Raw genomic sequence first — 14295 nt, 5'->3', positions numbered from 1 at the left:
CGGTTGCCCCGTCAGCTCCCGGAACTCTTCGCCGGCCTCTCCGGGCCGTCGGTGCTCAGAATATAGTCGTCTGCGGCTGAAAGCGCGTGTTCCATATGCCCTTCGAACACCAGTTCCGGCTCGTTGGGCGCTATGGCGATTTTCGGCATGCCGCCGAAACGCACCGCCTGCGATTGCGCCAGACCGTCGCGCAGGCCGCTTTCCAGAAGATCGAAATAGCGGGTGCCGGGGCCGGTGATGAAGACCGGCATATGGCCATGCAGGCTGAAGAGGCGTGAAAGGCCGTTGCCGAGCGCAAGGCCGGCGGTGCGGAAGGCGAACCGCGCCATGCGGGCGCCGGTGCGGGCCGAGGCGGCGATCTTGTCCACCTCGGCGATCGGCACGAATTTCGCCGGTTCCGCCTGCGGCGGGGCTTCGAAAGCAGAACGCAGGATGGCGTAAAACCCGGAATAGGCCTCGATGCAGCCTTTGGTGCCGCAACGGCACAGTGCGCCGTCGGCCAGATGCAGCATATGGCCGAAATTGGGGGCGCTGACCTCGATTGCGCCGCCCGTCGAGCGGGCGATGCCAAGGCCGATGCTGTGGCCGAGCGACAGGGTGACGAGGGCTTCCGGCGCCGGGTTTTCCCGTGCCTGCTCCCGCATCCAGATGGCCTTGGCGGCCAGCAGCGTCTCGTTGTTCAGCGTCACGCGAATGCGCCCGTCCCCGGAAACGAGCCGCTGAAAATCGATCCTTTCGTCACCGAGAACCGGCGACCAGACAAGCGTTGCCGCGGCCGCATCCACCAGCCCCTTGCTGCTGATCGAGACCTGGAGGATATCGTGCCGGTCGATGCGCGAGCGATCGGCAAGTCTTGCGAGACCGGCGAGGATCGCGCCGCCGAATGTGCCTTTTTCAGCCGTAATCCTCTGTTCGGTGAAGCGGTCCACCAGCTTGCCGGCATAATCGACCAGCGAATATTGCACGCTGTCGGAAGAGATGATGACGATGGCGACATGGCAGAAAGCGCCGCGCGGGCCGAAGAGAATGCGTGGCCGGCCGCGGCCGGCGGTGGCTAGTTGCTCCTTCCGCAGAATGAGACCGGCCCGCTCAAGCTCGGTGGTGATGGCGGAGACGGTTGCGGAGGCAAGCCCGGTGAAAGACGACATGTCGGTATGGGAAAGGCTGCCGTGCAGGCGCAGCGCCGCCATCACCGACAGGCTGTTTTTCTGGCGCACCAGTTCCGTACTTGCAATGGCGGACATGGGCTGGGGCATGCTCCCTGAACGGCCTTTTTCCTGTCGTGCTGATCCACTCTGATGGCGCATGCCAGAGCGAAGATCAAGGCACCCGGATGCTGCCCGCAGCCGTTGTTGACAGCATGGGGAATCTCTGACATTAATTTTCTCGACTGTCGAGAAAATTGTGAAACCACAGAGACCGGCAGCTTTTTCCGGGCGTTTTTCCTGCATGGAGGTGTGGGGCTTCGCCCTTACCGGGAGGACATCATGAATTCTTTTGCCAAGCTTTTGGCGGGTACAGCCGTACTCGTTTCCCTGCATACCGCGGCTATCGCGGCCGATCTCGTCGTCGGCGTTTCCTGGTCGAATTTCCAGGAAGAACGCTGGAAAACGGATGAGGCAGCCATCAAGGCGGCGCTCGACAAGGCCGGCGCGAAATACATCTCCGCGGATGCGCAATCATCCGCCGCAAAACAGCTGACCGACGTGGAATCGCTGATCTCGCAGGGCGCCAACGCGCTGATCATTCTGGCGCAGGACAGCGACGCGATTGGCCCGGCCGTTGAAAAGGCCGTTGCCGAGGGCATTCCGGTCGTGGGTTACGACCGTCTGATCGAAAACCAGAACGCTTTCTACATCACCTTCGATAACAAGGAAGTCGGCCGTCTGCAGGCTGCCGAAGTCTTCAAGGTGAAGCCGGAAGGCAATTACGTCTTCATCAAGGGCTCTTCTTCCGACCCGAACGCGGACTTCCTGTTTGCCGGTCAGCAGGAAGTGCTGAAGGCGGCCATTGACGGCGGCAAGATCAAGAATGTCGGCGAAGCCTATACCGATGGCTGGAAGCCGGAAAATGCCCAGAAGAACATGGAACAGTTCCTGACCAAGAATAACAACAAGGTCGATGCGGTCGTCGCCTCGAATGACGGCACGGCCGGCGGTGCAATCGCCGCTCTCGCCGCGCAGGGCATGGCCGGTTCGGTTCCCGTTTCCGGTCAGGATGCCGATTTCGCCGCGCTGAACCGCGTCGCGCTCGGCACGCAGACGGTGTCGGTCTGGAAGGACAGCCGTGAACTCGGCAAGGAAGCGGCCGGTATCGCGCTGGAACTGGCCGGCGGCAAGAAGATGACAGAGATCAAGGGCGTCACGGCCTTTGATGGCGGCCCGAAGAAGGTCACGATGCAGTCGGTCTTCCTGAAGCCGATCGCCATCACCAAGGACAATCTGAACGTCGTCATCGATGCCGGCTGGATCAAGAAGGAAACGGCCTGCCAGGGTGTGAAGGCCGGAACCGTCAAAGCCTGCGATTGATCGAATAGGTCCCGGTTCGGGCGCTGCGCCATGGTTCATGGCGTGGCGCCTTTTAGAGCATTTCCAGGAAAAGTGGGCCCCGGTTTTCCGTTCGGAAATGCGCAAAACAAAGAGTTAGAGCATTTCCAGGAAAAGTGGAGCCCGGTTTTCCGTCCGGAAATGTGCCAGAACAAAGCGTTGGAGCGTTTTCGCGATTCAGGGAAAAGCGAAAACGCTCTAAGATGTGAGGAGCACCGGCAGTTCATGGCCGATATGACCCAATCCAATTCCACAACGTCGCAAAAGACGGAAAAAACAGGCTCGATAACGCGCTTCATCAACGCCACCGAGCTGGATACCAGGCTGCTCGGCATGGTCGGTGCGCTTCTTCTGATCTGGATCGGATTTCATATCCTGTCCGGCGGGCTGTTCCTGACGCCGCGAAACCTCTGGAACCTCTCCGTGCAGACCGCGTCCGTGGCCGTCATGGCGACCGGCATGGTGCTCGTCATCGTCACCCGCAACATCGACCTTTCGGTCGGGTCGATCCTCGGTTTTTCCGGCATGATCATGGGTGTCATGCAGGCGGAAATCCTGCCGCAGATCCTCGGCTTCGAACATTGGGCGACATGGATCGTCACGCTTATGGTCGGCATTCTCGTCGGCGGCGCCATCGGCATGCTGCAGGGCTCCATCATCGCCTTCCTCAACGTGCCGTCCTTCATCGTCACGCTCGGCGGTCTGCTCGTCTGGCGCGGCGGCACCTGGTTCATCACCAGCGGCCGCACCGTGGCGCCGATGGATTCGACCTTCCGCCTGATGGGCGGCGGCACCAGCGGTTCGATTGGTGCGACATGGAGCTGGATCGCCGCCGTCGTCGCCTGCGTCGCCATCATTGCGGCCATCCTGAATTCCCGCCATCAGCGCCGCCGTTTCGGCTTTCCGTTGCGGCCCGTCTGGGCGGAATATTTTCTGGCCGCGCTCGGCTGCCTTGTCGTCATCGGTTTCGTGGCGGTGGTCAACAGCTATCCATGGCCGGTCAACATCGCCCGCAACTATGCCGATGCCAATGGCATCGCCTGGCCTGAAGGCGGTCTGTTCATTTCGCACGGTATCGCCATTCCGGTGCTGATGGCGCTTGCCGTGGGTGCGGTCATGACCTTCATCGCCACAAGGCTGCGCTTCGGACGTTATGTCTTCGCCATCGGCGGCAATCCGGAAGCGGCCGAACTCGCCGGCATCAAGACCCGCTGGGTGACGGTGAAGATCTTCACGCTGATGGGCGTTCTGTGCGCCATCGCCGCCGCCATCTCGACCGCCCGCCTCAACGCGGCCACCAATGCCCAGGGCGAACTGGACGAGCTTTACACCATCGCGGCGGCCGTCATCGGCGGCACCTCGCTTGCCGGCGGTGTCGGAACCATTGCGGGCGCGATGCTCGGCGCGCTCGTCATGCAGTCGCTGCAATCCGGCATGGTGCTGGTGGGCATCGATACGCCCTTCCAGCGCATCGTCGTCGGTGTGGTTCTGGTCGTCGCCGTCTGGCTCGACACCATCTACCGCGCCCGCGCCAAGTAAGAACCGAGGAGAACTCCTATGACGGACCAAGTCACGCCCCTCGTGGAAATGCGCAATATTTCCATTTCCTTCGGCGGCATCCACGCGGTGGAAAACGCCTCTGTCGATCTTTTCCCCGGTGAGGTGGTCGCCCTTCTTGGCCACAACGGCGCGGGCAAATCGACCCTTATCAAAATCCTCTCCGGCGCCTACCGGCGCGATGGCGGCGATATCCTCATCAATGGCGAGGATGCGGATATCCGCAATCCCCGCGATGCCAAAAAATACGGTATCGAGACCATCTACCAGACGCTGGCCGTGGCCGACAATGTCGATGCGGCAGCCAATCTTTATCTCGGCCGCGAGCTGAAGACGAAATGGGGCACGCTTGACGATGTCGCCATGGAAGCCTCGGCCCGCGAGGTCATGGGGCGTCTCAACCCCAATTTCCGGCGGTTCAAGGAACCGGTGAAGGCACTGTCCGGCGGCCAGCGGCAGTCCGTGGCCATTGCCCGCGCCATTCTGTTCGATGCCCGCATCCTCATCATGGACGAGCCGACGGCCGCGCTCGGACCGCAGGAAACGGCGCAGGTGGGCGATCTCGTCAAGGAGCTGAAACGGCAGGGCATCGGCATCTTCCTCATCAGCCACGATATTCACGACGTCTTCGATCTGGCCGACAGGGTCTTCGTGATGAAGAACGGCAAGGTGGTGGGCCATGCCCGCACGCAGGATGTCACCAAGGACGAGGTGCTTGGCATGATCATTCTGGGCAAAGTGCCGGCCGGTGCGGTGCCGGGGCCGGGTGCGGTCGCGCTCTGAACTCAGTGAAATAAAGACATAAAGATTTCTTTATGTCTATTGACATCTTGGCGCCCGTGGTGAGAAATGCGGGTGTCATGGTTCTCCGGGCTCGTCTGTTCGATCCTGGAGCTAAGAGGGAATACGGTGCGCCGACGATCGGCAAGACCGGAGCTGCCCCCGCAACTGTAAGCGGCGAGCCTTTGTCCAACACGTCACTGGGTAACCCCCGGGAAGACGGACAAAGGCGACGACCCGTAAGCCAGGAGACCTGCCAGGACAAAATAACGTCCACGGGCGGGGTGTCCCGGTGGTTGCTGCAATGGTCCGGCACAGGCCGGACCTGCACGCGTCCGCTTTACCCATGCCCCCACAACCAAATGGGGTATGACAATGCCAGACAAGACCATTCCAGTCGCATCGCTCGGTTTTCCGAGGATCGGACGCCATCGCGAACTGAAGTTCGCGCTTGAAGGCTTCTGGTCCGGCAAGATTTCCGAGACGGAACTGCTCGAAACCGCCGGCCGGCTGCGCGCCGAAAACTGGGCGCTCCAACTGCAAAAGGGGATTACCCATATCCCGTCCAACGATTTCTCCCTTTACGATCATGTCCTCGATACGGCCGTGATGGTGGGCGCCATTCCATCCCTCTATGGATGGGCGGGTGGAGATGTTTCCCTCTCCACCTATTTCGCCATGGCGCGCGGCAGCCAGAGCGAAGGGCACGCAGGCTGCGGCCATGGGCATGAAGGACATTCGCATCATGGTCAGGGCGTTCCGGCGCTGGAAATGACCAAATGGTTCGACACCAACTATCACTACATGGTGCCGGAGGTTTCAGAGGATCAGCATTTCGTGCTCACCTCGCAAAAGCCGGTCGACCACTTCCTTGAGGCGAAAGCGCTCGGCATCCATACGCGTCCGGTCATTCTCGGCCCGGTCACGTTCCTGAAGCTTGCCAAGGCGCGCGAGGCAGCCTTCAAGCCGCTCGATCTGCTGGCAAGGTTGCTGCCCGTCTATGAAGAGCTGCTGCGTCGCCTGCGCGCGGCCGGTGCGGACTGGGTGCAGATCGACGAGCCGGTCGCCGTGCTCGATCTTTCCGAGGGGGAGCGTCACGCGCTGGCTGTGGCCTATCGGGCTTTGTCGAAGGCCGCGCCGGATCTGAAAATCCTGCTCGCCACCTATTTCGGTGGGCCTGAGGACAATCTCGAAGCCGTCGCATCGCTTCCGGTCACCGGCCTTCATATCGATCTGGTGCGAGCGCCAGATGCGCTGGAGACGGCGTTGAAGGCGTTGCCGGAAAATCGCGTCCTGTCGCTGGGTGTCATCGACGGCCGCAACATCTGGCGCGCTGATCTCGCTGCAATCATTACCCGATTGGAACCCGCCATCGCGGCACGCGGTGCGGCGGCGTTTCAGATCGCGCCGTCCTGCTCGCTGCTGCATGTCCCGGTCGATCTCGAACTGGAAACCGGCCTCGATGCCGATCTGAAAAGCTGGCTTTCCTTCGCCACCCAGAAGCTCGGCGAACTTGCCACGCTTGGCAGGGCCCTCGGCGAGGGCAAGGCCGCTGTCGCGACGGAACTGGAGGCTGCCTCCAAGGCCGTTGCCGCGCGTGCATCCTCGCCGAAGGTAACGGACGCCGCCGTGCAGAAGCGTATTGCGACGATTGGCGAGGCCGACAGGAAGCGGGTGAGCCCGTTTGCCGAGCGGCAGAAAGTGCAATCGCAGGCCATTGCGCTGCCGCTTTTCCCGACGACGACCATCGGCTCCTTCCCGCAGACGCCGGAGGTGCGCAAGGCCAGAGCGGCGCATTCCAAGGGCGCGCTGACGGATGCGCAATATGAAAAATTCCTGCAGAAGGAAACCGAGGCGACCATCCGCTGGCAGGAGGAAATCGGTCTCGACGTTCTCGTGCATGGCGAGTTCGAGCGCAATGACATGGTGCAATATTTCGGCGAACAGCTTTCCGGCTTCGCTTTCACCCAGCATGCATGGGTGCAGAGTTATGGTTCGCGTTATGTGCGCCCACCCATTATTTTCGGCGACGTGTCGCGTCCGAAAGCGATGACGGTTCGCTGGTGGGAATATTCGCAGTCGCTCACCGACAAACCCGTCAAGGGCATGCTGACCGGGCCGGTGACGATCCTCAACTGGTCCTTCGTCCGCGACGATATCGCCAGAAGCCTGACATGCCGCCAGATCGCGCTCGCCATCCGCGATGAGGTCAATGATCTCGAAGCGGCCGGTGCGCAGATGATCCAGATCGATGAGGCAGCTCTTCGCGAAGGACTGCCGCTTCGGCACCGGCATTGGCAGGATTATCTCGGCTGGGCGGTGGAATGCTTCCGCATTTGCTCCAGCGGCGTGGGCGACCGCACACAGGTTCACACCCATATGTGCTATTCCGAATTCAACCAGATCATCGATGCCATTGCTGCCATGGACGCCGACGTGATCTCCATCGAGACCTCGCGTTCGAAGATGGAATTGCTGGATGCGTTTCGGACCTACAAATACCCGAACCAGATCGGTCCCGGCGTTTACGACATCCATTCCCCGCGTGTGCCGGCGGTTGGAGAAATGGTCGATCTTCTGGCGCTGGCGCGAGAGCGGCTTGACGACCGGCAGCTCTGGATCAATCCGGATTGCGGCCTGAAGACGCGTAAATGGGAAGAGGTCAGGCCGGCACTGGTCAACATGGTTGCTGCCGCTGCCGAGCTTCGCCGTGCGGTGCTCTGATATGAATGGAGGCCCGGCGAGAACCGGGCCTCCATCATGGCTTCCGCCGGGAAAATGTGGGGGAGGGCATATGAAAGCCTCTCCGGGAGGATGGAGCCAGCCGGACAGGCAGATGAACGTTTCCGGGCCTACGACTGGAGATCGGTGTGGAAACGCTCAATCCCGGCGGATTTACGCCGTTGCGGAAGCGCTCAATGCAGATCGGCCTGAGCGAAGGCGCCGACATTCAGCTCTGCGCTTACCGGCGGCAGACCCTGGTGATTGATGTCCTGGGCCAGCGACAACAATGCCATTTCCAGGAAATAGGTCGACATGCCCAGTTCCAGAGATTTCGAGCGCTGGCAAAGATAGGAAACCATCCGCCCGAGCGCCAGAATCTCGTCTGCATTGTCCTGTTCAAGTATAGCTGTGGTAGACGCCGCCATGATTCCCTCTCGACAGTCGACAGTATGAAAACGCGATAATGTTGCGTTGTTCATTTTCGACCACATCGAGCGTCACGCGAGCGTCACACCTGCGTCAATCGTCGTTTTTGTCCGCCGGCGCGGCGGCATTTTCTGCCGCTTCAGTGGCGGCGAGCGATGTCACGAGAGCGACGATGCTTCTGCGCACAGCGGCGCTCTTGATGCGCGAAAAGGCTTGGTTGAGCGAAAAGCCTTCATTCGAGGCCACGAAGGTCTGCATGGCATTGATCGTGCCAAGGGCCGGATTGGCCGGGTCGCCATCGGGCGTGGCATTGGCGAACAGGGAGCTGACCTCAACGCCGAGAATCGACGCAATGGCCTGCAGACGGGACGCGCCGACGCGATTGGCGCCCTTTTCATACTTCTGGACCTGCTGGAAGGTGATGCCCAATCGCCCGGCCAGCGCACTCTGGCTCATGCCGAGCGACTTGCGGCGCATTCTGATTTGTGCGCCGACATGGACGTCGATCGGGCTGGGTAGTTTGGCGTGCATTACAAATTCCTCCGGTTGAGGTTCTTAAATCCGATGATTATCAATTAATATTGTTGAAGGTATACATTCAACACAATTTCCACGGGTATTGTGACGCTTTATTGACGAAATTGCACGATTTTTCGTTCATAATCGCGTGTCCGGGCCGCGATTTATTATTTTTGTTGCACAACGCAACGCACCGTTGCGGCTGGAAAGATGGCTCCATCCGGCCACGCCGATGGTTTGAAAGCCGATTCTGTCCCAAATTTCTCGGTTCATTGCATCGAATTCCTCAAGCGACTCGGTATCGCCGAAATGCGGAACCCAGACGAATGGCCGTTTCTGACCGGAACGTATGACATTTTCAAGAAGGACATTGTTGTAAAGTCTGGGCAGGCATTTTTTGGTGTCGATGGCCCGCGAAAGCGGGATGGGATTTCGTTCTATCGCAAAGCCCTGTCGCGCGAGCCAAAGTGACGAGGCGTCCAGTTTTCGTTTCAGCTCGGTTGCGGCGCGGGCATTGCATCCGCCATGCGCGACAGGGTCGGCAACGAGCAATAGCGGCCGGCCGCCGCTTCTCAGACCGGTGACTGAAACGAACTGGTCAACGTGGAAGCCGCATTGGTGCATTTTTTTGCCGGCAATCTCCGCTCCGCAAGTTTCCATCGCGGAAAAATCGGAAGAGACCGGGACTTTGCCGAGATCTTCCGGCCGATATCCGAAACTGAAGATGTTTCTGCCGTCGAGAGCCTGAATTTTTCGCCACCGCTGCGAAGGGATGGCCGCATTCCTTCCTATCCCCCTGTCATCCTGCAGGCTGGCATGGCCCACCAGCCGAAAATCCGGGCCGACAAGCTGGTTGCCGCCTGCCAAGGCGACATCCGAATGCGTGGTTGCCGCTCCCAGATATTCGGCCAGGCTGACGCCGATGGCCTTCTCCGCCACCAGGACGAATTCTGTCGCGGGATCAATCGCACGCACATGGAACATGTCCTGTATCCACGGATGCGAAACGCCGTCATTTCCGACAAGGGGTATCAGCTCGGTGCCGCAGGAGGCTGGCAGGCTGCCGAGCCAGTCTCGCGCTGACGCGAGACTGGCTTGATCGGTCACGATAAAAGCGGTGATATCTGCGGGCAGGGCCGAGAGCAGGTTTCCGATTGGAATGAGCGGTGAAACAGTGTCAGTGGCCCTGTTTTCCGCAAAAAAAGCGGCGGGTAGTGCGAGCGCAATCGTGCGGATCAGCCCGCCGCAATCGGGCATAAGAGGCAGGGGCTGGATGGCGCTCAAGACCTTTTGTCCCCTGCCGCCTGCCTTGCTGCCAATTGCTGGAAAAACATCGTATTCTGAAGCTTCCATGATGGCGGCGGTGGGGATGGCAACGTTTCTCCCGTGATTGTTGCCAGAAGCCTTGCCGCATCGTTTCTTTTGATGGAAACCGCATTGGCCGCGAGCAGATTCGCCGTCTCGGAGCCGAGGCCCGCTTCCGCGGCGACGGCGCGCCATGTCCTGCGGGTAAAATGCAGATTGTTGGCTGCGCAGGTGAGCGCGTCATATTCCTCTGGAGCGACCGTCTCGCGGCAGACGGCGAGCGTCGCCTCGGCATCGACCAGTGCGACTGTCAGCGCGCGGTAATCGAGCGCGCCGGGTGCGTGGCTCACCGCCACATCGGCATCGGAAAAACGCCGCCCATCCCGATAGGCTTCGAAAATCTCGCCGATGCCGATCATGCCGAAGGGGGCGCATTCCGCCGCTCTGAGCGCTCCCATGCTGGCGGCGCCGAAAACGGTGACGCCGCTCGACAGTGCAAACAGGATTTCCTTGTGCCAGACGGCGGCGCAATCGCCATAGAGCCCGTCGATCAGTCCGATTGTCCCGACGCCTTGCCGGACCGCATCGAAAATATCGCCGCAGGCGGCCGGACCGCGAAGATCGAGACCGGATATGTGCTCGGCTGCGATGCCGTGGATGGACGGCCCTGCAAAAACCACCGGCTTCATCCGAGGCCTCCGACGGTCAGCAGGTGATCGAGAGTGCGTTGCGAGATGTGTTGCAGGCCGCCGCCGGCCGGAGCAAGGCCGCTTGCCAAAACCCGCACCACATGCAGGCCGGATACCTCCGTTTCCAGCGGAAAGACATAGATATCCTCGATGCCGCCGGCGAACAGGTGTGTCGCAAGCTGACGCCATGGCGGCGAAGACGCGGCGTCATGTATAAAATCGAGATTGGCCGGCACCCTTTCCATCGGCTGCACGCCGGCGGCCGAAGACCCGGCCGCAACCATATCCCGCTGGTAGCGGAGAGGAGAAAGATCGTCCCTCGCGCCGCTGATATCGGTCAATCGCGACTGGATCGCCTCTAGCAAGGCTGCAATCGCAGCGCCATGGATATCGGGCCGGCAGGCAGCGCCCGCGGCGCTGCGGGTGGCTGGCCCGTCCTGCGCCTGAAGCGACCGGGGCAGGCTCGCCATCATAACCGGCACGCCAAGCCCATTCGTCAGGTCGAAGAAGGACGGCGGCAGGCCGATATCCGAAAGGTGCTGAACGAGACCGTCGAAGGAAGGATCGACGCCCGCTGGAATGAGGACCGGTCGCGGTGCGATGGCGCGCGTCTCGAAAGTGTCGACGAGAAGGCAGGCATCGTTTTCAATAAGTTCGAGCAGGGCATGGAGGACCGCATGGTCATGGTCGAACCCCGCCGCGAGCCCTTGGGAACTCATGCGGAAGGCCTGCCGGTCCCATGGGAAATCCACCCGGAAATCCATGCCGACAAGTTCGTAAGGCGCAAAAACCTGCCCCTGCCGGCGAATGGATGTGCCCTTCACCCAGGCACGTTCTTTTCGCGGATCGAGCGCGTCCGGATCGACCCTGCCAACGGTTTCGAAGGGAATGAGAGGAACCCCTTTGTCCCGCATCTCCTGAACGGAGCTGACGGCGGCGATATGTTTACGGGTTTCTTCGGCGACCGCGCCTTCGATCGCCTCCATGATCGCCGATAGCCGGGCCTGTTCCGCGACAAGCCCCTTGCCCTGCGAGACCGACAGCCCGCGCGAATTGGGCCGGGCTGCGAACCAGACGGGAATGCCGATAATATCGAGGCCGGTCACGTCGCCGACACGGGTAATCCCGAACCGCCGAAGCAGTCCGGGATCGAAGAACGAAGCGTCGACATGCCTTGAAGCCGCTGTCGCTGATATGGGAGCATCGGCGCCGGTCAAGGCTGCGCGACCGCGATCAGGGCGCCGTGTTGCTGTCGTCGGCAAGGATGGCGTCGAACAGCTCGCCGGTGACGGAGCCGGCCGGGCCGACAGCCTTCAGGGCGGCTTCGATCGGCGCCTGTACCATGCGGTTGAAATCCCAGCCGGCGTCGTTCACTTCGCCGATGAAGGCGAAATCGGCTTCGGAAACCACGGCACCGCCGGAGACGAGGGCTTCGATGCCCTGAATCTGAACCTGGTCCAGTTCCGCTTCCGGCTGGCCGTTCTGGCGAACGAGCATCGACTTTGCGGCGGCTGCCACGCGGGCATAACCATCCACGCCGGGATGGCTGGCTTCATAGGCGGCAATCGTCTCATGCGACACGGACGCAACCCTGAGCGGCGCCGTGCGAATGAAGAGAACGCCGAAACCCTTTTTTCCGACAATGAAGAAATGCGAGGACATAGTATCTCCTATTTGATCCCAGCTAATCGAAGTGCGTGATAGAATTTTTCATTCGCTATCGGGTCTCGGTCTGGAGACAGGCTGCTGATCTCCCTCGCCGTCATACCCGGATAGTTTTCCTGAAGCCTGTTGCCGGATTCCCGGGCGGAGGCCAGATCGCCATGCAGCGCGTGGCTTGCGGTGAGGACGCGCAGCGCAGGCTCGTCATTTTCCATCCGCCCGCACAGTTCCACCGCCGTGCCGTAATCCTCGCGCTTGAAAGCGATGCTGGCGCCGGCCCACCAGTAGATGTCGGGCGCCAGCGGATTGAGGTCGATGGCCTGCTGAAACTTCTCCCAGGCGATTTCCGCATCGCCGAAATGAGCGAGCGCATCGGCATGCTGGAGCAGGAGGTCGGCCGAATTGGGCGCCAGCGCCTCCGCCTCGAAGAATTTTTCGGCGGAGATGTCGAAGTCCCGCTGGTAGAGCGCCACCACCGCGCACATCCAGTGGCCCACCCCGAGGGCGGGGTCGATCTCGACGGAAGAATCGGCCTCCGCCTTGGCGCGGTGCAGGAGATGGGGGTCGTTGCCGCCCAGCATCAGCCATTCCAGTTGCAGGCTCTGTGCAACGCGGGCGCGGGCAACCGCCATGCTGTGGTCGAGATCGACGGCCTTGCGGAACATCGAACGGGCTCTTCTGAGAAGCGGCAGATCGCATTTGCCACGCAGAAGCTGCTGGCCTTCCAGCAATTGCCGGTAGGCCTCGCCGCTATGGTTGCGGTCGGGCTCCACCTGAAGTCGCTCGATTTCGCGGGCAAGCGCTGCGGCCACCTGTTTGGAGAGCAGCCGGAAGGCGGCGTGGATATGCCGTTCGGTCAGGACCGCTTCCAGTGACCAGACGATTTCACCGCTTGCATCCTCGATCAGCGCGACCGACATGCGGGTTTCGTCGAACACGGTCGAAATGATGCGGTAATCCGCCCGCAGCATGGCATAGCCGTCATCGGCCCGGTCATGCGCCAGCGCAAAGGTGCTGTGCGGCGAAAGGACGGTGAAGGTGCGGTATCGGACAAGGCTGTTGGCGACATCCTCAACGAAGGCATGCATGACCGGCGAGACCGGCTGCCCGTCGACCCGTGCCGGGCGGACGAATGCGACACGCGGTTTTGCCATTGATTTTCGGCGACTGCCTTCTTCCGGCTCGGCGGGGGCCGTTATCGTGGCGGCCAGACTTTGTATTCTCCGCCTCAGCGCCACGGTTTCCGCTTCCGGCGAACGACCCTCCTGACGAAGCTGCTCCATCAGAAGCTGGTACATGCCCTCGCAGGCGCTGATATTTCCAACCCGCGCATAGGCCGCCATGGCGGCGCGGTAGGTTTCTTCGCGCTCCGATTCGATCTTGCAGGCGCATTCGGCAAGTCTGGCGATGTCGTTCGAGCTGGCGCGACCGAACCGCGTCAATTCCTCCAGAAGCTGGGTGTAGCTCGAAAAGAACAGGTCCCTGAGACGGCGGCGCTCCGAAAGCAGCCAGAGATAAAGATGGTCCTGCCCGGCCTCCAGCCCCTCCAGCAACTCGCCGCCGAATTCGAGCAGCGCATTGAGCCGCCGCATCGGGTCTTCGGCTCTTGCGCCGGCAAGGAAGATGGCAAGGTCAGTGCGCTGCGCCAGCTTGCCGGCCTTCAGGTCGTTTCCTTCGGTCAGAAGGATGGCATCGTCCTCATTGGGCAGTTTCTGCAGGCGGAGAATGAGCTGCCGCAAATTGCCGAGAGCCCTTTTCTGCTCGACATTTTCCCATAAAAGCGATGCGGCATGCTGGCGGGAAAGGGACTGGTTCGGCGCAAGGATGAGGGCGGCGGTAAGGGCGAAGCCCTTGGACGGAAAAAATGCCTCCCGCACCGCGTCACAGCGCGGGGTGCCAAAAAGCCGGATCGGTATCAGTTCAGCGTTCCCAGCCACTTTCGTCCCCTCATGAATCATCATCTAACAACGTGTCCGGGAAATTGAAAGTCATCATAGCGTTCCATTTGACGCTGGTGTGACGCGGCCTGCCTATTGTCGCAGACAGAAGCATGAATGACGGGTGGAAAACAGCGGACATGCGACGGG

General features: G+C 61.1%; 12 protein-coding genes and 1 riboswitch. Of the genes, 4 read left to right on the top strand and 8 right to left on the bottom strand.

All coding sequences use genetic code 11. The features are described from left to right. Positions 1–11: 11 nt before the first annotated feature. Positions 12–1244 (bottom strand): ROK family transcriptional regulator, encoded by a 1233-nt coding sequence (locus FGF54_RS17865; RefSeq protein WP_168208179.1) that lies wholly within the window; start codon positions 1242–1244, stop codon positions 12–14. A 243-nt stretch (positions 1245–1487) separates the two neighbouring features. Here FGF54_RS17865 and xylF point away from each other — a divergent pair, with 243 nt between their 5' ends. The 4 genes from xylF (at position 1488) to metE (ending at position 7607) form a co-directional block, all read left to right on the top strand. Then, the gene (xylF, locus tag FGF54_RS17860) at positions 1488–2528 is read left to right on the top strand and encodes a D-xylose ABC transporter substrate-binding protein (RefSeq protein WP_059753660.1); all 1041 of its coding nucleotides are present in this window, start codon (positions 1488–1490) and stop codon (positions 2526–2528) included. 243 nt (positions 2529–2771) lie between these two features. After that, the gene (locus FGF54_RS17850) at positions 2772–4085 is read left to right on the top strand and encodes a sugar ABC transporter permease (protein WP_142780618.1); all 1314 of its coding nucleotides are present in this window, start codon (positions 2772–2774) and stop codon (positions 4083–4085) included. 18 nt (positions 4086–4103) lie between these two features. Beyond that, the gene (locus tag FGF54_RS17845) at positions 4104–4886 is read left to right on the top strand and encodes an ATP-binding cassette domain-containing protein (RefSeq protein ID WP_059753655.1); all 783 of its coding nucleotides are present in this window, start codon (positions 4104–4106) and stop codon (positions 4884–4886) included. Positions 4887–4947: 61 nt separating this feature from the next. Then, positions 4948–5159, top strand: a riboswitch (cobalamin riboswitch). Between the two features lie 99 nt (positions 5160–5258). Further along, positions 5259–7607: a 5-methyltetrahydropteroyltriglutamate--homocysteine S-methyltransferase gene (gene metE, locus FGF54_RS17840; RefSeq protein WP_142780617.1), complete on the top strand. Its 2349-nt coding sequence runs from the start codon at positions 5259–5261 to the stop codon at positions 7605–7607. A 191-nt stretch (positions 7608–7798) separates the two neighbouring features. On the opposite strand, the gene FGF54_RS17835 is transcribed toward metE, so the two are convergent. The 7 genes from FGF54_RS17835 to FGF54_RS17805 all read right to left on the bottom strand — a co-directional run bounded on the left by FGF54_RS17835 (position 7799) and on the right by FGF54_RS17805 (position 14169). Further along, positions 7799–8032, bottom strand: coding sequence for a hypothetical protein (locus tag FGF54_RS17835; RefSeq protein ID WP_168208178.1), 234 nt, complete (start codon positions 8030–8032; stop codon positions 7799–7801). A gap of 94 nt (positions 8033–8126) precedes the next feature. Continuing rightward, positions 8127–8564: a helix-turn-helix domain-containing protein gene (locus FGF54_RS17830; protein ID WP_003520859.1), complete on the bottom strand. Its 438-nt coding sequence runs from the start codon at positions 8562–8564 to the stop codon at positions 8127–8129. Positions 8565–8690: 126 nt separating this feature from the next. Further along, on the bottom strand, positions 8691–9836 hold the full coding sequence (locus FGF54_RS17825; RefSeq protein WP_142781568.1) for a hypothetical protein: 1146 nt from the start codon (positions 9834–9836) through the stop codon (positions 8691–8693). Next, the gene (locus FGF54_RS17820) at positions 9833–10546 is read right to left on the bottom strand and encodes a TfuA-like protein (RefSeq protein ID WP_142780615.1); all 714 of its coding nucleotides are present in this window, start codon (positions 10544–10546) and stop codon (positions 9833–9835) included. Before FGF54_RS17820 ends, FGF54_RS17825 begins: the two co-directional genes overlap by 4 nt. Then, positions 10543–11763, bottom strand: a complete 1221-nt coding sequence (locus FGF54_RS17815) for a YcaO-like family protein (protein WP_246666993.1) — start codon at positions 11761–11763, stop codon at positions 10543–10545. The genes FGF54_RS17820 and FGF54_RS17815 overlap by 4 nt, the downstream gene beginning before the upstream one ends. Before the next feature lie 16 nt (positions 11764–11779). Further along, positions 11780–12208 (bottom strand): hypothetical protein, encoded by a 429-nt coding sequence (locus tag FGF54_RS17810; RefSeq protein WP_003520863.1) that lies wholly within the window; start codon positions 12206–12208, stop codon positions 11780–11782. Between the two features lie 8 nt (positions 12209–12216). Further along, positions 12217–14169 (bottom strand): BTAD domain-containing putative transcriptional regulator, encoded by a 1953-nt coding sequence (locus FGF54_RS17805; RefSeq protein WP_168208177.1) that lies wholly within the window; start codon positions 14167–14169, stop codon positions 12217–12219. Between the last annotated feature and the right edge of the window lie 126 nt (positions 14170–14295).

It is taken from the genome of Agrobacterium sp. T29 (genome assembly GCF_006970545.1).
GTDB lineage: Bacteria > Pseudomonadota > Alphaproteobacteria > Rhizobiales > Rhizobiaceae > Agrobacterium > Agrobacterium leguminum.
The sequence above is the reverse complement of the archived record's forward strand: the minus strand, read 5'-3'. Positions and strand labels throughout refer to the sequence as shown.

Coding starts and splice junctions, on each gene's coding strand:
- FGF54_RS17865 (WP_168208179.1), bottom strand. CDS start 1,244: ATGTCCGCCATTGCAAGTACGGAACTGGTGCGCCAGAAAAACAGCCTG.
- xylF (WP_059753660.1), top strand. CDS start 1,488: ATGAATTCTTTTGCCAAGCTTTTGGCGGGTACAGCCGTACTCGTTTCC.
- FGF54_RS17850 (WP_142780618.1), top strand. CDS start 2,772: ATGGCCGATATGACCCAATCCAATTCCACAACGTCGCAAAAGACGGAA.
- FGF54_RS17845 (WP_059753655.1), top strand. CDS start 4,104: ATGACGGACCAAGTCACGCCCCTCGTGGAAATGCGCAATATTTCCATT.
- metE (WP_142780617.1), top strand. CDS start 5,259: ATGCCAGACAAGACCATTCCAGTCGCATCGCTCGGTTTTCCGAGGATC.
- FGF54_RS17835 (WP_168208178.1), bottom strand. CDS start 8,032: ATGGCGGCGTCTACCACAGCTATACTTGAACAGGACAATGCAGACGAG.
- FGF54_RS17830 (WP_003520859.1), bottom strand. CDS start 8,564: ATGCACGCCAAACTACCCAGCCCGATCGACGTCCATGTCGGCGCACAA.
- FGF54_RS17820 (WP_142780615.1), bottom strand. CDS start 10,546: ATGAAGCCGGTGGTTTTTGCAGGGCCGTCCATCCACGGCATCGCAGCC.
- FGF54_RS17810 (WP_003520863.1), bottom strand. CDS start 12,208: ATGTCCTCGCATTTCTTCATTGTCGGAAAAAAGGGTTTCGGCGTTCTC.
- FGF54_RS17805 (WP_168208177.1), bottom strand. CDS start 14,169: ATGATGATTCATGAGGGGACGAAAGTGGCTGGGAACGCTGAACTGATA.